Annotated in this window: 21 protein-coding genes; 11 read left to right on the plus strand and 10 right to left on the minus strand. The window is 35.3% G+C overall.

Features of this window, described 5'->3' with window-relative positions; genetic code table 11:
- The first annotated feature begins 2 nt into the window (after positions 1-2).
- Genes trpD through trpA form a run of 5 tightly spaced genes read left to right on the plus strand, consistent with a single transcriptional unit; the run spans position 3 to position 4,355 of the window.
- Positions 3-992, plus strand: coding sequence for an anthranilate phosphoribosyltransferase (trpD, locus tag NWE55_RS06490; RefSeq protein ID WP_155090749.1), 990 nt, complete (start codon positions 3-5; stop codon positions 990-992).
- Complete coding sequence (gene trpC / locus NWE55_RS06495; protein WP_155090748.1) at positions 989-1,780, plus strand: indole-3-glycerol phosphate synthase TrpC; 792 nt, start codon at positions 989-991, stop codon at positions 1,778-1,780. Before trpD ends, trpC begins: the two co-directional genes overlap by 4 nt.
- Complete coding sequence (locus NWE55_RS06500; protein ID WP_155090747.1) at positions 1,777-2,409, plus strand: phosphoribosylanthranilate isomerase; 633 nt, start codon at positions 1,777-1,779, stop codon at positions 2,407-2,409. Before trpC ends, NWE55_RS06500 begins: the two co-directional genes overlap by 4 nt.
- Positions 2,396-3,586 (plus strand): tryptophan synthase subunit beta, encoded by a 1,191-nt coding sequence (trpB, locus tag NWE55_RS06505; RefSeq protein ID WP_155090746.1) that lies wholly within the window; start codon positions 2,396-2,398, stop codon positions 3,584-3,586. The genes NWE55_RS06500 and trpB overlap by 14 nt, the downstream gene beginning before the upstream one ends.
- Complete coding sequence (gene trpA, locus NWE55_RS06510) at positions 3,576-4,355, plus strand: tryptophan synthase subunit alpha (protein ID WP_155090745.1); 780 nt, start codon at positions 3,576-3,578, stop codon at positions 4,353-4,355. Before trpB ends, trpA begins: the two co-directional genes overlap by 11 nt.
- A gap of 151 nt (positions 4,356-4,506) precedes the next feature.
- On the opposite strand, the gene NWE55_RS06515 is transcribed toward trpA, so the two are convergent.
- The 4 genes from NWE55_RS06515 to NWE55_RS06530 form a co-directional block, all read right to left on the minus strand.
- Positions 4,507-4,638, minus strand: a complete 132-nt coding sequence (locus NWE55_RS06515) for a FeoB-associated Cys-rich membrane protein (protein WP_155090744.1) — start codon at positions 4,636-4,638, stop codon at positions 4,507-4,509.
- Between the two features lie 7 nt (positions 4,639-4,645).
- Complete coding sequence (feoB, locus tag NWE55_RS06520; protein WP_155090743.1) at positions 4,646-6,754, minus strand: ferrous iron transport protein B; 2,109 nt, start codon at positions 6,752-6,754, stop codon at positions 4,646-4,648.
- A 45-nt stretch (positions 6,755-6,799) separates the two neighbouring features.
- Positions 6,800-7,027, minus strand: a complete 228-nt coding sequence (locus tag NWE55_RS06525; RefSeq protein ID WP_160339034.1) for a FeoA family protein — start codon at positions 7,025-7,027, stop codon at positions 6,800-6,802.
- Between the two features lie 335 nt (positions 7,028-7,362).
- Positions 7,363-8,073, minus strand: coding sequence for an SCO family protein (locus tag NWE55_RS06530; RefSeq protein WP_155090741.1), 711 nt, complete (start codon positions 8,071-8,073; stop codon positions 7,363-7,365).
- A gap of 159 nt (positions 8,074-8,232) precedes the next feature.
- Here NWE55_RS06530 and NWE55_RS06535 point away from each other — a divergent pair, with 159 nt between their 5' ends.
- A complete protein-coding gene (locus NWE55_RS06535; protein ID WP_155090740.1) occupies positions 8,233-10,302 on the plus strand; it encodes a M13 family metallopeptidase in 2,070 nt (689 codons plus the stop codon).
- 57 nt (positions 10,303-10,359) lie between these two features.
- Here NWE55_RS06535 and NWE55_RS06540 read toward each other — a convergent pair whose 3' ends face one another.
- Entirely contained in the window at positions 10,360-11,949 is a 1,590-nt protein-coding gene (locus NWE55_RS06540) for a S41 family peptidase (RefSeq protein WP_155090739.1), read from the minus strand.
- 8 nt (positions 11,950-11,957) lie between these two features.
- The gene (locus NWE55_RS06545; protein ID WP_155090738.1) at positions 11,958-12,386 is read right to left on the minus strand and encodes a deoxycytidylate deaminase; all 429 of its coding nucleotides are present in this window, start codon (positions 12,384-12,386) and stop codon (positions 11,958-11,960) included.
- Positions 12,387-12,596: 210 nt separating this feature from the next.
- On the opposite strand from NWE55_RS06545, the gene NWE55_RS06550 reads away from it, so the two are divergent.
- Positions 12,597-13,025, plus strand: a complete 429-nt coding sequence (locus tag NWE55_RS06550) for a tellurite resistance TerB family protein (RefSeq protein ID WP_155090737.1) — start codon at positions 12,597-12,599, stop codon at positions 13,023-13,025.
- Between the two features lie 66 nt (positions 13,026-13,091).
- Here NWE55_RS06550 and fbp read toward each other — a convergent pair whose 3' ends face one another.
- On the minus strand, positions 13,092-14,108 hold the full coding sequence (fbp, locus tag NWE55_RS06555; protein ID WP_155090736.1) for a class 1 fructose-bisphosphatase: 1,017 nt from the start codon (positions 14,106-14,108) through the stop codon (positions 13,092-13,094).
- A gap of 96 nt (positions 14,109-14,204) precedes the next feature.
- Between fbp and NWE55_RS06560 the strand changes: the two genes are divergently transcribed.
- Together NWE55_RS06560 and NWE55_RS06565 are read left to right on the plus strand one after the other, a co-directional pair.
- The gene (locus NWE55_RS06560) at positions 14,205-14,675 is read left to right on the plus strand and encodes a GNAT family N-acetyltransferase (protein WP_155090735.1); all 471 of its coding nucleotides are present in this window, start codon (positions 14,205-14,207) and stop codon (positions 14,673-14,675) included.
- Between the two features lie 3 nt (positions 14,676-14,678).
- On the plus strand, positions 14,679-15,932 hold the full coding sequence (locus NWE55_RS06565; protein ID WP_155090734.1) for an aspartate kinase: 1,254 nt from the start codon (positions 14,679-14,681) through the stop codon (positions 15,930-15,932).
- Between the two features lie 47 nt (positions 15,933-15,979).
- Here the strand turns inward: NWE55_RS06565 and NWE55_RS06570 are convergent, their stop codons facing one another.
- Positions 15,980-16,180, minus strand: a complete 201-nt coding sequence (locus tag NWE55_RS06570; RefSeq protein ID WP_155090733.1) for a hypothetical protein — start codon at positions 16,178-16,180, stop codon at positions 15,980-15,982.
- Between the two features lie 208 nt (positions 16,181-16,388).
- On the opposite strand from NWE55_RS06570, the gene NWE55_RS06575 reads away from it, so the two are divergent.
- Positions 16,389-16,838 (plus strand): GNAT family N-acetyltransferase, encoded by a 450-nt coding sequence (locus tag NWE55_RS06575; protein WP_155090732.1) that lies wholly within the window; start codon positions 16,389-16,391, stop codon positions 16,836-16,838.
- A 56-nt stretch (positions 16,839-16,894) separates the two neighbouring features.
- Here the strand turns inward: NWE55_RS06575 and NWE55_RS06580 are convergent, their stop codons facing one another.
- Together NWE55_RS06580 and NWE55_RS06585 are read right to left on the minus strand one after the other, a co-directional pair.
- Positions 16,895-17,767, minus strand: a complete 873-nt coding sequence (locus NWE55_RS06580; RefSeq protein ID WP_155090731.1) for a DUF3592 domain-containing protein — start codon at positions 17,765-17,767, stop codon at positions 16,895-16,897.
- Between the two features lie 9 nt (positions 17,768-17,776).
- Entirely contained in the window at positions 17,777-18,592 is an 816-nt protein-coding gene (locus NWE55_RS06585) for a hypothetical protein (protein ID WP_196216208.1), read from the minus strand.
- A gap of 780 nt (positions 18,593-19,372) precedes the next feature.
- Between NWE55_RS06585 and NWE55_RS06590 the strand changes: the two genes are divergently transcribed.
- Positions 19,373-19,591 (plus strand): hypothetical protein, encoded by a 219-nt coding sequence (locus tag NWE55_RS06590; protein WP_155090729.1) that lies wholly within the window; start codon positions 19,373-19,375, stop codon positions 19,589-19,591.
- The last annotated feature ends 175 nt before the right edge of the window (positions 19,592-19,766 follow it).

The raw sequence follows: 19,766 nt of genomic DNA on the forward strand, positions 1-19,766 counted from the left end.
GGATGAAAGAAATACTCAATCAATTGACACACCATAAAACCTTGAGCAAGGCTCAAGCCAAAGAGGTACTATATAACATGGTTAACCGAGCTTATTCAGACATGCAATTAGCGGCTTTATTGACAACGTTCTTAATGCGTCCAATAACATTAGAGGAGTTAAAAGGATTCAGAGAAGCTATGGTCGAATTGGCAATCAAAGTTAATTTAAGTGAATTCAACCCTATGGATATGTGTGGCACAGGAGGAGATGGCAAAGACACTTTTAATATCTCTACCCTTGCCTCTTTTGTTGTTGCAGGTGCGGGAATACCAGTAGCAAAACACGGAAATTATGGAGTTTCTTCCATCTCAGGTTCTTCAAGTGTAATGGAGAATTTAGGTATACACTTTAAATCATCTGAAGAAGATTTAAAAAAACAGCTAAAAGAAGCGAACATTTGCTTTCTTCACGCCCCTTTATTTCATCCTGCCATGAAAGAAATTGCTCCAATACGCAAAGCCTTAGGGGTCAAAACTTTCTTCAATATGTTAGGCCCCTTAACGAACCCTGCTCAACCCAAAGTACAACTTATTGGATTATTCAACCTTGAGCTACTGCGTATGTATCAATACTTTTTACAACAAGAACAAACACAATACAGTATTGTACACTCTCTTGATGGCTACGACGAATGTAGCTTAACCTCTCAGTGCAAGATAGCTACCAACACAGGAGAGCGAATCATTGATGCTTCGCATTTTGATCTAAGCGCAATAAAACAGCATGACATCAAAGGAGGAAATACAGTAGAAGAATCTGCACTCATCTTTTGGACAATCTTAAAAGGAAAAGGAACAACACAACAAAGCAATGTCGTCTTAGCTAATGCAGCATTGGCCATACAGACCTACTACCCTAAATTGACTATAACAGAAGCAATGGAACGAGCAAAAGACTCCCTGTTCACAGGTAAAGCAAAACAATCTTTTGAAATACTGAGACAACTATGAAAAATATACTTGATACAATCAAAGCACAAAAAATACGAGAAGTCGAACACCGAAAAGCATTAATAACTGAGTTAGAATTACAAAACAGACCGCTCTTTCACAGAGAAGGAATATCCTTGGTAGATAAAATAAAAAGGGAACATACTCCTCACATTATAGCTGAATTTAAGAGACAATCCCCTTCCAAGGGTATCATTAGACCAAATGCCGATTTGCTAAACATCACGACGGGATATCAGAGAGAAGGAGCTTCTGCTATCTCTGTTTTAAACGATTCACAATTCTTCGGTGCACAATCAGATGACTTTAGTACAGCAAGAGTAACATTAAACGTACCACTGCTTCAAAAAGACTTTATCGTCGATAAATATCAAATTACAGAGGCGAAATCTTTAGGGGCTGATGTGATACTCCTAATAGCTAAATTACTTCCACCAGAGGTCATAAAACAGCTAACAGATTATGCACATCAACTCGGATTAGAAGTCTTGTTAGAAACTCACAGTGAAACAGAAATAAGAGAACATCTCTCCACAGAGTTTGATCTGATTGGAATCAACAATAGGGACTTAAACACTTTCTCGGTAGACATTGACAATAGCGTTGCCCTAAGTCAATTGCTTCCCAACAAAGCAATTAAAATAGCTGAAAGTGGTATAGATAATGCCAGCACAATTAGCAAGTTATACCAACAAGGTTTTTCGGCCTTTCTAATTGGAGAATACTTTATGAGAGCTCCTGAACCAGCAATAAAACTAAGAGAAACCAAACAAGCATTAGCACTATGAATCAAGTAAAAGTTTGCGGTCTGAAGTACAAAGAAAACATACAAGAACTAACTTCTTTGCCAATTGACTATATGGGGTTTATCTTTTATCCTTCATCCAAGAGATATGCAGGTAATCTCGATACAACCCTACTAAGCGACATACCATCGACTATAAAAAAGGTTGGAGTGTTCGTCAATGCAAAGCTCAGCGAGATACAAGACATAGTGACGTTGTACTGCCTGGACTATATACAGTTACACGGAGCAGAAACAGTAGAAGATTGCAATTACTTTTATCAACAAAATATACCTATAATCAAAGCCTTTGCAATAACAGACACTTTTGATTTCAAGCAAACAGCACCTTACGAAAAATACTGTTCCCTATTTGTATTCGATACCGCTTGTAAACAATACGGAGGAAGTGGAAAAAGTTTCGACTGGACTATACTTCAATCCTATAACGGAAAGACACCTTTCCTTCTTAGCGGAGGGTTGGGATTGCAGAATATCAAAGAAGCACTAAAAATAACACATAAGCAACTAATCGGTTTTGACCTAAATAGTCAACTGGAAACCGAAATTGCTCTCAAAGATTGCAAACAGATACAAACAATAACGAATATCATAAAACATGAAACACTTTAATCCAGATGAAAAAGGATACTATGGTCAATACGGTGGTGCCTTTATTCCAGAAATGCTACAAGCTAATATCATAGAGTTACAAGAACACTACCTAACTATCATAAAAGACGAGTCCTTCATAGTAGAATATCAACAATTGCTAAAAGATTATGTAGGTAGACCTACCCCTTTGTTTTACTCTAATAACTTGTCAAAACAGTACAATGCCAAAATATATCTCAAGAGAGAAGACCTCAACCATACTGGAGCACATAAAATAAACAACACCATCGGTCAAATACTCTTAGCCAAAAGACTAAACAAAAAACGTATCATCGCGGAAACTGGAGCGGGGCAACATGGAGTGGCAACAGCGACAACATGTGCCTTATTGGGTTTAGAATGTACTGTATTTATGGGGGCCGTAGACATAGAAAGACAAAAGCCGAACGTAGAACGCATGAAAATGCTCGGTGCTGAAGTTGTACCAGCACTAAGTGGTAGTCAAACACTTAAAGATGCAACAAATGAAGCTATACGAGAATGGATAAACAACCCAAAAGATACACACTATGTCATAGGTTCTGTTGTAGGACCTCATCCCTATCCCGATATGGTGGCTAAATTTCAATCTATAATCAGCGAAGAAATTGCCAAACAATTAATGGAAAAAGAAAATACTGACAAACCTGACTATGTCATTGCATGCGTTGGAGGAGGTAGTAATGCTATGGGGGCTTTCTACCACTTTATAGATAACGGCCATACTAAACTAATTGCTGTTGAAGCCGCAGGAAAAGGAGTAGATACAGAAGAAACCGCAGCCAGTATCACCTTGGGGCAAAAGGGTATTATACACGGTAGCATGACTTACTTAATGCAGACCGCAGACGGTCAGATTATCGAACCCTACTCTATCTCGGCAGGATTAGACTATCCTGGAATAGGTCCTGCGCATGCTTACTTAAGCGATATAGGCAAAGTAACAGTAGAAGCGGTGACCGATGAGGAAGCTATACAAGCCGCCTTTCACTTGACAAAGACAGATGGCATAATCCCTGCCCTTGAATCGGCACATGCACTTGCTATTTTAGAAAAGGTAAAATTCAACCCATCTGATATTGTTGTTGTCAATGTATCAGGGCGAGGAGACAAAGACATGCTCACTTATTCAAAATACTTTACTCATGAAAAATAGAATCACACAATTATTCAAACGAAAAGACAAAGAGATCTTATCTATCTACTTTACCGCAGGATACCCTAACTTAGATAATACCACGACTATATTAACTCACTTGGAACAAGCAGGAGTAGATCTGGTAGAAATAGGTATTCCGTATTCCGACCCTTTAGCAGATGGGCCAACTATACAGAAAAGTGGACAAATAGCTTTAGACAATGGAATGACACTTCAAATACTCTTTGAACAACTTAAAAACATTCGCGAAACAGTTCAAATTCCAATTGTACTCATGGGGTATCTCAATCCCATTCTACAATATGGAGTAAACAATTTTTTGCAACAGTGTGCCGTCCTTGGAGTAGACGGTATTATAGTTCCAGACTTACCTATGGAATACTACAAACAACATTTTGAAGAAGCATGCCATACGCTTAATATCAGTAATATTATGCTGATTAGCAATGAAACTTCACAAGAACGCATCAGACAAATCGACCAATGTACAACGGGTTTTATCTATATGGTATCATCGAATAGTATCACAGGTGCAAACAAAGACCTGAATACTCAAACGGATTACTACAGTCGAATTCAACAAAACAAACTAAACAATCCAACTTTAATCGGATTCAATATACACAATAACGATACTTATAAACTCAGTTGTCAATATAGTTCAGGAGCAATCATTGGATCTGCTTTTGTCAAGCATATAACAGCAAATGGTATCGCTCAAAATAGTATCAATAATTTTACTAATCAAATTAAAAACAACAACTAAATGCAAAACACGATTTCCCTATAATGTCTATAAGAAGGGTTTAAGACTGTATTATATAATTTATACAACACTTCTAAGAAATCCTTGAGTTATGACAAAAAGAAAAAGGCAGTCAACATAGACTGCCTTTTGATTATCTCTCGTTTGTGAATTAGGAACAACCGCAGCTACCCCCACCACAAGAACCTTTTTTCTTAGAGTTATTCTTCCAAAAACTCTTTTTGATCAAATAGCCTACCGCAATAATTAAAAAAGCATAAGCTATAATTTCTTGATATCCCATCGTGATTTTACTTTAATAGTTGGAATGTTAACATTGCTGCAAAATAAGCAAACGCTGTCAGGAAAACTAATTGAAATATTGTCCACTTCCATGACTTCGTTTCTCTTCTTGTGATAGCAACCGTAGAGGCACATTGCATTGCAAAGGCATAGAATACCATCAAAGACAGACCACTGGCTAAAGTGAACACTGGCTTTCCTGTATCTGGCCATACTTCTGCACTCATTCGTTGCTTAATAGTACCATCTTCATCTTCTTCGCCACTTGAGCCTACATTGTATATTGTAGCAAGTGTTCCCACAAACACCTCTCTTGCGACAAAGGATGTAATCACCGCTATACCAATTTTCCAATCATAACCTAAAGGTTTAATAACTGGTTCAATTGATTTACCAATAATACCAATATACGAATTTTCTAATTTATATCCCTCGATATGATCTTCTAAGTCAGTTTCAGAAACCTCTTGCCCTTTGTACTGTTCAGTTACAATTTCCTCAGCGTTCTCAAAACGTTCACCAGGTCCATGAGCCCCTAAAAACCAAATAATGATAGATAAAAAGAAAATAATCTTTCCTGCTCCCAATACGAATGCCTTTGTTTTCTCATACATGGTACTAACTACATTCTGAAAAATAGGAACTCTATACTCAGGCATTTCAATCACAAAATACGATTTAGCCGAAGAGCGAATAAAGAACTTCAACACCCAAGCTAAGAACAAGGCCGAAAGGAATCCCAACAGATAAAACAACGTCAAAGTCAACGCTTGTAAACTAAGGAAACCAAACAAATGTGTATCTGGAATCACTAACGCAATCAATATAATGTATACTGGTATTCTCGCAGAACAAGTTGTCAATGGCGTTACTAAAATAGTTAGCAAACGCTCTTTTGGGTTCTCGATATTACGAGCAGACATAATTGCAGGAATCGCACAAGCATTTCCTGAAATTAATGGCACAACAGACTTACCACTCAATCCAAAAGGACGCATTAGTCTGTCCATTAGAAATACAACTCTACTCATGTATCCCGTTTCTTCTAAAATCGAAATAAACATAAATAAAATGGCAATTTGAGGAATGAAAGGCATTATCCCACCAATACCAGGTACGATACCGTCCGCAATTAAGTCAGTAAGTTTCCCCGGCTCCATCACTTCGTGTACCCAAGTAGATAAATTGGCAAACTGATTATCGATCCAGTCCATTGGATAACTTGACCAAGTAAAAATCGCTTGGAATACTAAAAGCATAATAGCAAAGAAGATTACATATCCCCAAACTTTATGCGTTAATACCCTATCCGCCTTACTCAACAAATCAGTAGCTTGTTTAATATCTTTCTTATAAACTTCTTTCAGTAAGTCATTGATAAACTGATAGCGTTTAATTGTTTTCTTTTGTTGAAGTCTTTTTACCTCAGATTCACTTAGGTGAATCCCCTTTTCTTCCAAAGACGCCTTAGTTAACTTACCAATCTTTAAATCTTGAGAATACACCATCCACAATTTGTAAATAGGTTCTGCTGGATAGGTCAAAGCTAACTTACCGAAGAAGTCAGAATCAGCAGCAGTAGCATTCACTGAAGGTTCAATAGAGTATTCCCTATAGTTGCCAATAGCTGTCTTTAAATCATCAATACCTTGTTTTTTCTTCGCACTGATTAAAACAACTTTCGTTTTTAATTTTTCTTCTAATTTCTGGATATCTAATGTAATTCCCTTTTCAGACATACGATCTGCCATATTAATAGCTAAGACTGTAGGGATACCTAATTCCTTTACTTGCGTAAATAGAAGTAGGTTTCGCTTGAGGTTTTCAATATCTGCGACAACAACAGCTACATCAGGAAAGTCTTCGTGTTGTGGGTTAAAGAGTAAATCTAATACAATGCGTTCATCTAATGAGCTTGCATTGATACTATAAGTACCTGGCAAATCGATAATCTTAGCATTAACGTCATCTGTTAACTTAGCTACACCGCTAATTTTATCAACTGTTATACCTGGATAATTCCCAATCTTGTGATTCAATCCTGTCAAGGCATTAAACACAGAAGTTTTCCCTACGTTTGGATTACCAATTAGGGCAACATTTACATTATTTTTCATCAAATACTCTTCGTTATAAAAACAATAAGAAAAAGAGGCTACTCTTTATTCAATATCAATCAGAATTTCCTTTGCTAACTCTTTTCTAATCGATAGATGTGTATCATTTACACACAAGTAGATTGGATCTCCTAAAGGAGCAACTTCCAACAATACCACCTCATTTCCAGGTAGGCATCCCATTTCTAATAACTTCAAAGGAACATTTTGCATATCGTAGTCAGCAATGATACCTTTTGTGTTTTTTTGCAATAAGTCTAAAGTCGTACTCACTTTATTTAGATTTAGTTTATATTGCAAAAATAAACAAATATCAAAACTTATCCCATTAGTTATAAAAGTTTTATTATTAGAATTGATACTAAATCAAACATCTATACCTCAGTTTAAGTAATAGTAAAGGATTTCAAAGAAAATAGAAAAATACACTTTTCAATTATTCTACCACACGATTTACTACAAAACACAGCTGACCAAGCAGTAAAGTAGGCAAGAAGTATCGTTTTTGACCATTATTATACCCTTCTATTGGCTATTATACAAAAAAAGAGGAGCTCGATGGAGCTCCTCTTACTATACTAACAAATAAAGTAACTAAACTGTATTCTCTACTTTTTCTCTTTTTTCTCATTTTCATATAGCCACTGAATATCTTCCCATAGCTCTTGCATATTCTTACTCTCAGGGTCTTTGGTATCAAAATTAGTTCCGTCATAAAAACCTCGTATACTGCCCTCACTATCAACTAAAATAAAATTCTCTGTGTGAACCATATCATACAATTCTTCTGTTGACCCAGTTTTTACAGCTAAATAAGAATTTCGGGCAATAAAGTAAATATCTCTTTTATCTCCAGTAACCAGATTCCATATATCGTCATTCACACCTTTATCCAGTGCATATTGCTTCAATACAGGAACAGAGTCAATATCTGGAGTAACCGTATGCGACAATAACTTAACGCCCGGTAAATCTTTAATTTTATCTTGTAACCAGACCATATTATCCCCCATAATAGGGCAAATAGTAGGACAAGTAGTAAAAAAGAAATCGGCGACATAAATATGGCCCAAATAATCTTTATTTGTAATAGTATCTCCATTCTGATTAACGAATTTGAAAGGAGCAATACGATGCGTTCTCTTATTAGCTTGATGTTGAATCAAACTATCTACCATCTCAGGATTTACCATTGAAGGGGTGTACACTGGAAGTGACTTTCTTGTTTTCAATGCAGAATAAAACATGACCATTATTCCTGCGCATAAAAGGAAGAAGAAAAGGAAGAACAATCTGTATTTTTTAAAGAAATCGAACATATCATTTGAGTTTGTACAAACTTACAAATTCAAAGGTATAAATTGGTTAAAGTCTTTATAAATACATTAGTTACAAATAAATTTGACAAAAAAAATATAAACCAAAGATATTTTCTATTTTTGTTACAATATCTTTAAAAACGAAAACTATTTTATACTATGAACAAAAAAGTATTGTTGACTTCTGCGTTTGCTATAGCAACCTTAGTAGCTTGCAAAGACGGCAAAAAAGCTGACGAGTCAAAAAACCAAGAGAATCACGGTATCACATTAGAGTATATGGATACATTAGTAAAACCTGGTGATGACTTCTTTCGTTATGTAAACGGTACTTGGTATGACCAAACTGAAATTCCAAGTGATAGAACAAGATGGGGAAGCTTTGACGAATTGAGAAAAAACACAGACAAAGACGCTTTGGCAATCTTAGACGAAGCTGCTAAAAATCACAACCTTGATTCAAAATCTGATCAAGCGAAGGCTGTTGCAGTTTACGAAACATACTTAGATGAAGCGACAAGAAACAAATTAGGAGTAGATCCATTAAAACCTTACTTAGATAAAATTAACGCAATTGCTACAGCAAAAGACGTTACAAAATTTATCAACGACCTTGCTGATGAGGGTGGTTTAGGATTCTATTCTTCATATGTATACGCTGATGCCAAAGACTCAAAAGCAAATACAATTTACGTTAGCCTTGGTAGTTTAGGCCTACCTGACCGTGACTATTACTTAGAGGATAGCGAAGATATGAAGACGAAACGCGAACAATATGTTGCTCACGTTACTCGTATGTTATCAATGATCACAGCTGATAGTAAACAAGCTGAAGAAGAAGCAAAACTTGTTTTAGCTTTAGAAACAAAAATGGCAGAACCTCGTTTGACAAGAGTTGAAAGAAGAGATAGCCGTCTTACTTACAACCCAATGACGATTGCAGAACTTCAAAAAGTATTGCCTATCGTAGATTGGACAGCTTACTTTGAAGCTAAAGGATTAAAGAATATTGATAAAGTTGTGGTTTCACAACCAAAATACATGAAAGCGCTAAACAATATTCTTGCTGACAAGAATATCAGCAGCATTAAAGCTTATTTAAAATGGACTTTAATTAACAGCAATGCATCTTACCTTTCTACTGAGATAGAAAAAGCTAACTGGGAGTTCTATTCAAAAACACTTGAAGGTGCAAAAGAACAAAGACCTGTAGAGGAAAGAGCATTAGCAGTTGTTAACGGTACTGTTGGAGAAGCATTAGGGCAATTGTACGTAGAGAAAAAGTTCCCTGCTGAAGCTAAAGCTAAAGCACAAGCAATGATTAAAAATGTACTGACAGCTTTTGGTGAGCGCATCAAGGCTTTACCTTGGATGGCAGAAGAAACTAAAAAAGGGGCATTAGAAAAATTAGCTACAACGACTGTAAAAATTGGTTATCCTGACAAATGGGAAGACTATTCTGCAATGGTAATCAAATCACCTGCTGAAGGAGGAAATCACTTCGACAATATGAAAAATGCAGAGAGATGGGAAGTAATGAAAAACAATGCTGATTATGGACAACCAGTTGATAAATCACGTTGGGGGATGTCTCCTCAAACAGTGAATGCATATTTCAATCCAATCTATAATGAGATTGTATTCCCTGCAGCTATTCTTCAACCTCCATTCTATGACTACAAAGCAGACGAAGCTATCAACTACGGTGGTATTGGTGCTGTAATCGGGCATGAGATTTCTCATAGTTTCGACGATTCTGGTGCTCGATATGACAAAGATGGTAACTTAAACAACTGGTGGACTGATGCTGATTTAGAGCAATTCACAACATTAGGAAACAAACTTGCGGCACAATACAGTGCATTAGAGCCATTACCAGGAGTATTTGTTGATGGTAAATTTACATTAGGAGAAAACATCGGAGACTTAGGTGGTGTAAATGCTGCTTATGACGGTTTACAAATCTATCTTAAAGAAGAAGGTAATCATCCTGGAAATATTGACGGATTCACACCAGAACAACGTTTCTTTATTTCATGGGGAACTATTTGGAGAACGAAAGCTCGTGATGAAGCGATCAAAAACCAAGTAAAAACTGACCCACATGCTCCAGGACATTATAGAGCTTATGTTCCTCTACAAAATGTTGATGCTTTTTACCAAGCATTCGATATCAAAGAAGGAGACAAACTTTACATCAAACCTGAAGAAAGAGTAAAAATTTGGTAATCCCAAAATGTGATCATAAAGAAAAGGAGGACTTAATGTCCTCCTTTTTTTGTATTCTTACTCTACGTTATTCCTAATAAGCTTATCGACTTTCTCTAACATATCATCGCTTTTAATCAACCATCTATAATAGTTTTCTTCGTCGAATAGTTGATTCAAAAATTCAGCTGTGATATAGTGTTTTACTAACTCTTTTCTCCTATCTAATTTAAAGTATAGTTTATTTTGTTCGAGGTGTTTTATAAAGCGATTGTAAAGTCGATTGTCATTCATAACAAAATCTATTAATGATTCCGAACTCATTTGCTCATAAGCTAATCGATCTTTATCTATTTGCTCGAAGACAAAATAACTCGTGATTCCAGACCTCATCAACATAATGGTTGTATCTTCACCATGCTTCCCTTTAATGGGAATAAATACATCTGGTACAATTCCTCCACCTCCATATACAATTCGACCTTTAAGGGTTTTAAACTGTAAACTATCAGCAACCTTAATACTATCAGAGGCATACAACTCTCCGTGTGTGTACCTTGCCCTTAAATCATTATTGTATTCCTCTATGCCATTCTTATATGGTTTTTGAATTGACCGCCCAGAAGGTGTATAATACCTTGCTGTTGTTAATCTAATTGCCGAACCATCCCCTAACATTAACTCTCTTTGCACTAATCCCTTTCCAAAGGTTCTACGCCCAACCACAACACCTCTGTCATTATCTTGTATAGCTCCGGCAATAATCTCACTGGCAGAAGCACTACTTTCATTAACTAAAACATAAATGGGTTTATCTCTAAAAAGTCCTTTGCCTTTTGCATACGTTACTTTTTCAACTCCTCCTTTATTTACCGTCTTGACAATAACTTGTCCCTCATCTAATAAATCATCTAATATCTTGATAGACTGGTCTAAATAGCCACCACCATTATTCCTAACGTCGAGAATAAGCCCTTCGATGTTCTTGTTCAACAACTCTTTTAGCTTAGTATTAAACTCCGTATACGTAGTACTGGAAAAGCGATTTAACTTGATGTAACCATAATTATTATCGAGTTTAAGAGCAACATCCACACTCTTCAATGGAATGACATTGCGAGCTAAAGAAATAGCTAATTCTTCATTGGTTTTCTTTCTATAAACAGACAATACCGCTTTCGTATTTTCCTCTCCCCTTAATCGATCAGTAATAGTGTCATTTGTAACTTGTTTGCCAAACAATTTATAACCATCCACAGCTAATATTCTATCTCCAGCCATAATACCTGCTTTTAGAGCAGGTCCATCTGCAACACTTTTAATAACAGCAATTGAATCGCGATAGAAATAATAGTTTATACCAATTCCTACAAAACTTCCCTGCATAGATTCAGAAACACTTTTCATTTGTTCATTCGCAATGTAAACAGAGTGTGGGTCAAGCTGTTCTAAAATATTGGTAACCGTTTTATCAACAATAGAATCTGTATCGACTTTATCAACATATTCTTGTTCAATAAAGTCAATGAGTCTATTTAATTTCAGCTTATTGTGATTAGTAAAATAAACGCCTTTGGCACGATAAGAAGCAGACGTAATGAATCCTCCCAAGAGAATACCTAAGGACAGTGAAATAGTAATGATAAGAGGCCAAAAAAACTTTTTCATTTAATACATTAATCAAGTTCAGCAATCTGGAGGACTTCTACACCTGCTTTCTCTAAAAAGTGAACTCCTTCTAAATCCTTATACCCTTCAAGGTAAACAACTCTTTTAATACCTGCTTGATGAATCAATTTACTACAGTCACGACAAGGAGACATCGTGATATAAAGTGTCGCATCTTGACAACTTTGAGTAGATCGAGCAACTTTTAATATTGCATTGGCTTCAGCATGTAATACATACCAAAAGGTAGCGTCGTTTCCATCTTCACAACAATTATCAAAACCACTTGGCGTACCGTTATATCCATCGGAAATTATCATGCGATCTTTTACAATGATAGCTCCTACCTTTTTTCGTTTACAATAAGATAGTTGTCCCCATTCCTTAGCCATTTTTAGGTAGGCCTTGTCATATTTTGTAATCTTAGGATTGCTCATATCGTTTTTTAATTGTGTTTCTGAGTTTTAAACAAGTTAAACAAAAATACATATAAGTTTGCTATTTACTTTAGTATTCTATTTTCAAATTAGAGGCATTACATTATTGATAAACCATCGACTATATTTTTATTTTAAATTAACAATTAATAAAAATAATTTCACTAATTTACTATACAAAGAATATTAACAACCAAATAATTCAATAAGATGGCATACTCAGATTTGTTTGATACGGGATTTAAAGACCGCAACAGAGGCCATTTTGCCTCGATAGTAAGAGTGGCATTTGCCAATGGAAACTTTAGTATTGAAGAAAAGAAGTTTATAGATCAATTAGCTGATCGCTTAGAGATCTCCGAGGACGATTATATCAAAATCTTGGAAAACCCTGAAAAGTTTCCTGTCAATCCTCCCTATTTAGAAATTCACAGGATTGAGCGATTATACGATTTGGCAAGAATGGTTTACGTTGACCATGTACTCGGTAAGAAGCAAAAGGATATTTTGAAGAAATTCGCAGTGGCTTTAGGCTTTACTACTGAAGTAGATTACCTTGTTGACAAAGCTTTATCGCTTTTAGTATTAGACGTTGATTTAGAAACTTTTATCTACGAAATTAAAAGCTTAAAGAGATAATGACAACAAAGGCGATTCACTAAAAGTGAATCGCCTTTGTTGTTATTATCTTTATAAAACTCCTCCTTATATTTGAGGATACTGTGCCATAAATTCTTCTGCCTTCTCGACCATGTTCTTACTTCCACAAAAGAAAGGAACACGCTGATGAAGTTCAGTAGGTTCAATATCCATGATGCGATTATATCCATCAGAAGCTTTACCTCCAGCTTGCTCAACGATATATGCAATTGGATTACACTCGTACAACAATCTCAACTTTCCTTTCGGCGCTTTTGTACTTGTTGGGTAAATATAAATACCTCCTTTGAGAATGTTACGGTGAATATCTGATACTAAACTACCGATATAACGAGATGTATAAGGTCTATCGTTTTCTTCTGCTTGGCAGTACTTAATATAATCCTTTACTCCTTGAGGGAAGTGTACGTAGTTTCCTTCGTTAATAGAATAAATGTGACCATCTTGACTGATGCTCATATTAGGATGTGACAAATAGAATGTACCGATTGCAGGGTTCAGTGTAAAGCCATTTACCCCGTTTCCTGTTGTATACACTAACATAGTAGATGAACCGTAAACAATATAACCTGCAGCAACTTGATTTGATCCTTTTTGTAAGAAATCTTCTTGCGTAACAGGCGTACCAATTGGTGTAACACGTCTATAAATTGAAAATATTGTACCCACAGAAACGTTTACATCAATATTTGAAGAACCGTCAAGAGGATCCATAAGTACAACATACTTATTGTCGTTTCCTCCATTTTTCCCTTTAATTGCAATGAAATCATCTTCTTCTTCCGAGGCAATTCCACATACAATTTCTCTGTTTATCAAAGTTTTAATAAAAACCTCGTTTGCATAAACATCTAATTTCTGTTGTTGCTCACCTTGTACATTTTGTTTTCCAAAAGCACCTACGATGTCAACTAAACCTGCTTGATTTACTTGGTGACTTACGACCTTGGCAGCTAATCGTAGAGAATTAATTAATCTTGTAAACTCACCCGAAGAATATTTAAAATCTTCTTGTTTATCAATAATGAACTCTCCTAAAGTCTGGTTTCTTTCTGTTGTCATTTTAAAAATGATTCTTAGTTGTGTCTTTAATTCTGCAAATATCGTTAATTTTGTTATTCTACAGAACTAATAACCAAACTAAAATCAAATAAAACCATGAACATTAGAAAAGCTATCGCTACAGATATGCCTCGTGTATTAGAACTAATACAAGAACTTGCCTTTTATGAGAAAGAACCTGAAGCAGTAGTATTGACAGTGGATGATTTAGTCAGAGATGGTTTTGGTGAACGTCCGCTTTTCGAAGCTATTGTCGCTGAAGTGAATGACGAAATAATCGGCATAGCACTTTATTATAATCGATATTCCACGTGGAAGGGAAAGACAATCCACTTAGAGGATTTAATTGTCAGCAAAGACCACAGGGGAACTGGTGCAGGCAAAGCACTTTATAATGAGGTAATGAAAATCGCTAAAGTGCAAGGGGTAAGAAGAGTGGAATGGGTCGTTCTAAATTGGAATACACCTGCTATTGAATTTTATGAAAAATCAGGTGCTACCGTATTAGAAGATTGGTACACTGTACAAATGAATGAGAACGGAATAAATAATATTATCAAACAGTAATCCATGAGGGTATTCAAATTTGGGGGAGCCTCAGTACGCGATGCAGAAAATGTAAAAAACGTTTGTCGTGTATTACAGACAGTAGGCTACAAAGATAGCCTTATCGTTGCCTCAGCAATGGGGAAAACAACAAATGCACTGGAAGTAGTGGTTCACAATTATTTCCAAAATCGCTTTGACTTAGCTGAATCAGTAGAAGTAGTAAAAAAATATCACTTCGACATAGTAAACGAACTATTTACGGACAAAGAACACCAAGTATTTGTGCGATTGAAAGAGCTTTTCGATTCGATTACTTATTTCTTGTTAAACAACAAATCACCAAACTACAATTTCGTTTACGATCAAATTGTAAGCTACGGTGAAATAATCTCCACCACAATACTCCACTTTTATCTACAAGAATGCGGCATAACAAACAAGTGGATTGATGCCCGTAACGCACTAAAAACGGACACTGTTTATCGAGATGCCAATGTGAATTGGGACATAACAGTAGAAAATATTAAACGAGAAATAAACACTGATGACTTGTGTATCACACAAGGTTTTATAGGATCGGATTACAATGGATTCTCGACTACTCTTGGTCGAGAAGGATCTGATTATTCTGCAGCTATTTTTGCTTATGCGTTAGAAGCGCAAAGTGTGACCATTTGGAAAGATGTTCCTGGTGTATTAAATGCTGATCCTCGCTATTTTGAAGATACCACATTATTACAGCATATTTCTTACCAAGAAGCTATAGAGTTAGCCTTCTATGGTGCATCAGTGATTCATCCAAAAACGTTACAACCTCTTCGACAAAAAGAGATTCCATTATATGTCAAGTCTTTTCTGAACCCGACTTTGGCGGGAACTAATGTCTCGAAAGGGGCACCTTTAACTCCGCAAGTTCCTTGTTTTATTGTCAAGAAAAATCAATTGTTAATCTCGCTTTCATCTAAGGACTTCTCTTTCATCATGGAACAGAATATCAGTGATATATTCAAACTCTTTTGTGAATACAATATCAAGGTGAATGTAATTCAAAACTCCGCAATTAGCTTCTCGGTATGCGTAGAGGATAAGTTTAATCACTTTGAGGATTTAAGACTTCGATTAGTCAATGATTACAAAGTAAGCTATAACGAGAATGTATCTTTGTATACCGTAAGACACTTTGACAATAACTCTGCCGAGCGAATCCTAACAGGAAAAACACTATTACTCAAACAAGTAAATAGAGAAACAATGCAGATTGTCACTAAAGAATAAAAATAAGGGAGCTCTATGGGGCTCCCTCAATATATCAATTAAACAATTTAAAACTCTTGATGTGTCTTAGTGATAAGGTGAAGAATTAGAATATCAACTAATACAGTGATACATAACGCGCCATAAAATATAGGGTCTTTAAGATAACATGCATAATCTCTAATGCAAACAGTACTACTTAGGAAATAGAACTTATAAAAACCGTAAAATACCATTGAGGTAATCAGTGTGTAAACTACATACTTCATCGCAATTGTTTTTAAAGTTATTCTGATAAAATTACCTCAACAAAAAAACAACAACAATAAGATAATCAAACAATTACAATAAAATCATTCTACAATCAAAGTTATCGTCAACTGTAGTTTACATCATCTACTGCAACACAATCAGCAGGCGCTCTACCTTACTTTCAAAAACCTGTAACTTTACACCAATAAATTTATCGCTACAACTATGCTAAATATTATCCGAACAGATGCAACAAACGAAGATTTCATCAATCTAACCAAAGAGTTAGACGACTACTTAAAGACAACTGATGGAGATGAACACGACTTCTTTGATCAATACAACAAATTGGATCAGATTAATCATGTCATTATTATCTATTTCGACAATATTGCAATAGGTTGTGGAGCTATAAAGCCCTATGACCAGCATACTATAGAAATAAAAAGAATGTATACCAAACCAAACGCACGAGGAAAAGGTGTTGCCTCTACTATACTAACCGAATTAGAAAAATGGAGTAAAGCGCTGGGCTATTCGCGTTGTATTCTCGAAATGGGTAAACGTCAAACACAAGCTGAAATACTCTACCGAAAAAACAATTATACACTAATTCCGAACTATGGTCAATACCAAGAAATTGAAAGTAGTATTTGTTTTGAAAAAACGCTATAAGAAGATAGTCTTACCACACTGCCATTTGACTTTCAATTTGTAGTGATCTCCACTATTTACTTTCTCTTAATTAGGGGGTTTTCTTTTCTCTTTGCATTACTCTCCTTAGGAACTGCCACTCCAGACCAACTTCCGCCCCCTGTTCTTACCCATTTAATATCGTTGGACTGTATCATTTTGATGTATCCCCAAATACCAAACATTAATATCAAAATAAACAAGACCAATATAAGTGATACATACCAAGGCACTTTGTTTCCATAAAATAATGCCATAATTAAAAGCCCTTCAAAAAATATCATTATAGCAGGAATGATGATGCAAAGCCCTACAAATTTGATAACACGATTGTATCTCTGCATTTCGGCATCGGTAGCATACAACAGAGCCCCCCATAGCAAATACAAAAGAAAAAACAATAGTAAACATGAACCCAAAAAAAGTAAGGTGGTTATAAATCCAAAACTAACTGCTTCATTGGTCTTTTCTTTGTAAAAAAGAGAAATACGATCTCCTAATTGAGGCTTAGTACTGGTAGAATAAGATAACTTGTGTAGTACATTTTCACCCGCCCGAGTTTGAAATTCTACTATTGGCGTATACATCGTCTGACTTGAACCAGAGCCCCTACTTCTATGAGAATCAAAAGACACAATCTTTGCATCGTAGTAATCCCCTTGAACAAAAAAAGTCGCATCAGCGTATATCTTCGAACTCAAAGCCAGAATTAATCCTAAAGCTAATTCTAATAAAAAATATACAACAATAAAAACATAGACAACCCTGAAGCGATTTATCCTACCTCTACCTTCGATGACATTTCTTTTACCAATGACAGTAGTCATCTTAAAAGTCAACCACAAGCTAAACAAAAGAGTCAATATCCTTGCCCCACTATATAAAGTGAATATTAATGGTAAATAGCTCATACAGTCGTTTTATCTATCAAAACGAGATGTTTGATGTTTGTACTTTACCTTGTCTCTTTTGATCAAATCGTTATTGATAGGAGTAATTACGTCTACTTCTTCAGTACTCCTTGAACTAGCATAACTACCTTGCTCTTTTTTGACAACAACGTCATTTTTCAAACGCATTAGTCGACGTATGAATACGAATACTGTGAAAGCAGCATATATATACAAGGCGATAAAAAAGAACTCTTTCTCATCTTCAAAACCAAAAATGCGATACTGAGAGAATGCATACAGAAAAAATCCAAAGAATAAGAGTGTTAATGGTTTAAAAAGCAAAGTAATTTGATTCGTTCTCTCAATTATCCTATTATCTTGCCCTACTTTCAATTTACTTATAATAACAGCAAGCAATGACAAAACTATTCTCAGGAAAAAGAAGAACACAAAAAGACTAAAGAAAATAATCACTAAACTTTCATATATAAACCAAAACTGATTGCCGTTTTCATCTATAAAAACAGTGTGTTCTTTACCCAAAAATACCTCTTGAGAAAGGTCCGTTATTAAATCAGACATAATAAAATCAGTTTTCCCATTTGGATAAGTCACTTCAATTCCCGTTAAATCACTTCCAAAATCACTGGGTCTTGTTTCAAGAACTCCTGTATACTCCACACCCTTACTTAACGCAATAAAACCTTTGTACGGCGATTCTCCAAAAGAAATAAGCCATGGGAATATAAAATACAAAACAATAACAGCCACAACGATTTGTACTGTATTTACACCCTTCTTAAGATGTTGTTCTTTTAGTTGCATGATTTTTTCTGATAACATTTCTATTTCACATCCTTGATTTCGTGATTTTTCAAAAAACAAAAATGTAAAAAACTATTTCACACAAATTAACGAAATTATTATTTATTAACAAGCAATAAATCAAATGAATAAACAACAAAACACCTATTTCATTAATAAATATTTTAAACCCACCACCAAATATATTGCAATAAAATAGCCTTACTTACCTTAAAGATAATCCCTTTGTAAATCCATTTTTAAATACTAACCTCAAACAGAAATGGTATAATCTCAAGAACAAACAGTATCAGCACAAACGTGAAACTTTCAAAAAGCATTCTCTTGTCGAATAAAACTCCGAAAAAATATAAATAACGTGAGTTTAATATAAGAGATTAAAAAAGCCAATATTATTTAAAACAATGATTTATAGGAACTTATCTTTCTTAAAAGATTAATCCTATCTTATATAGTAACAGAATAACCGAAGTTAAAGATAAGTCAAACGTAGTTTGCAAAGTAGATTAGCATGCTTTATTAGGGGCGTTTTCTTGCACTTCCTTAGGGATTCCTTGCACTTTTCTAGGGGTTTTCTTGCCCAGAGGGCACTTTTGTCGAAGAAAGGTGCAAGAAAGGTGCAAGAAAATATCACGCAACACCGAAGCATATCGGTATAAACTTATAGGCTGGTTGGGAATAGATAGGAGGAAGTCATAAACTGCAGATTTGAATCGAATTCACGTTAAATAATCTAAATGACTAAGTTCTCCAACTAAAATTTCGTATCTTACTGTTAAATCTAAAAACCCATTAATTATGAAATACGTTGTAGAATTTTCTGCCTTAGACTTTGACAGTAATGCATTAAATATTGATTTTAAAAATCACCAAATTGAAAATCCAATTGTGCAGGTATCACGCCTAATAGATGAATTCGTTTACCAGGTAGAGCCTTGTAAAATATACATTTCCAAAGCCCACAATATTAATATTTCCGTTAAAGAACCTTTCCATGGGCGAATGGTTATCTTATAGAACAAAACCGAAAAAATATAAATAGTGTAAAACCCACTAAGATTACTCAACAGCAGTAATACAGTAGAACCTGTTACTGCTGTTGAGTCAATACCAACCTATCCACAATTTCGAATCCTTATAAAAAGCCATCTGACTAGTGTATAATTGCAGACAATTTAGCAATGCCTGGACA

The organism is Myroides albus, from assembly GCF_024722315.1.
Taxonomy (GTDB): Bacteria; Bacteroidota; Bacteroidia; order Flavobacteriales; family Flavobacteriaceae; genus Flavobacterium; species Flavobacterium album_A.

Excerpts from the sequence above, each read along its gene's own strand:
- NWE55_RS06570 (WP_155090733.1), bottom strand. The coding sequence starts at position 16,180 with ATGAAGTATGTAGTTTACACACTGATTACCTCAATGGTATTTTACGGT.
- trpA (WP_155090745.1), top strand. The coding sequence starts at position 3,576 with ATGAAAAATAGAATCACACAATTATTCAAACGAAAAGACAAAGAGATC.
- NWE55_RS06560 (WP_155090735.1), top strand. The coding sequence starts at position 14,205 with ATGAACATTAGAAAAGCTATCGCTACAGATATGCCTCGTGTATTAGAA.
- NWE55_RS06575 (WP_155090732.1), top strand. The coding sequence starts at position 16,389 with ATGCTAAATATTATCCGAACAGATGCAACAAACGAAGATTTCATCAAT.
- NWE55_RS06530 (WP_155090741.1), bottom strand. The coding sequence starts at position 8,073 with ATGTTCGATTTCTTTAAAAAATACAGATTGTTCTTCCTTTTCTTCTTC.
- NWE55_RS06590 (WP_155090729.1), top strand. The coding sequence starts at position 19,373 with ATGAAATACGTTGTAGAATTTTCTGCCTTAGACTTTGACAGTAATGCA.
- NWE55_RS06565 (WP_155090734.1), top strand. The coding sequence starts at position 14,679 with ATGAGGGTATTCAAATTTGGGGGAGCCTCAGTACGCGATGCAGAAAAT.
- NWE55_RS06545 (WP_155090738.1), bottom strand. The coding sequence starts at position 12,386 with ATGAGCAATCCTAAGATTACAAAATATGACAAGGCCTACCTAAAAATG.
- NWE55_RS06500 (WP_155090747.1), top strand. The coding sequence starts at position 1,777 with ATGAATCAAGTAAAAGTTTGCGGTCTGAAGTACAAAGAAAACATACAA.
- trpB (WP_155090746.1), top strand. The coding sequence starts at position 2,396 with ATGAAACACTTTAATCCAGATGAAAAAGGATACTATGGTCAATACGGT.
- NWE55_RS06585 (WP_196216208.1), bottom strand. The coding sequence starts at position 18,592 with ATGTTATCAGAAAAAATCATGCAACTAAAAGAACAACATCTTAAGAAG.
- feoB (WP_155090743.1), bottom strand. The coding sequence starts at position 6,754 with ATGAAAAATAATGTAAATGTTGCCCTAATTGGTAATCCAAACGTAGGG.
- trpC (WP_155090748.1), top strand. The coding sequence starts at position 989 with ATGAAAAATATACTTGATACAATCAAAGCACAAAAAATACGAGAAGTC.
- fbp (WP_155090736.1), bottom strand. The coding sequence starts at position 14,108 with ATGACAACAGAAAGAAACCAGACTTTAGGAGAGTTCATTATTGATAAA.
- NWE55_RS06540 (WP_155090739.1), bottom strand. The coding sequence starts at position 11,949 with ATGAAAAAGTTTTTTTGGCCTCTTATCATTACTATTTCACTGTCCTTA.
- NWE55_RS06550 (WP_155090737.1), top strand. The coding sequence starts at position 12,597 with ATGGCATACTCAGATTTGTTTGATACGGGATTTAAAGACCGCAACAGA.
- trpD (WP_155090749.1), top strand. The coding sequence starts at position 3 with ATGAAAGAAATACTCAATCAATTGACACACCATAAAACCTTGAGCAAG.
- NWE55_RS06535 (WP_155090740.1), top strand. The coding sequence starts at position 8,233 with ATGAACAAAAAAGTATTGTTGACTTCTGCGTTTGCTATAGCAACCTTA.
- NWE55_RS06580 (WP_155090731.1), bottom strand. The coding sequence starts at position 17,767 with ATGAGCTATTTACCATTAATATTCACTTTATATAGTGGGGCAAGGATA.
- NWE55_RS06515 (WP_155090744.1), bottom strand. The coding sequence starts at position 4,638 with ATGGGATATCAAGAAATTATAGCTTATGCTTTTTTAATTATTGCGGTA.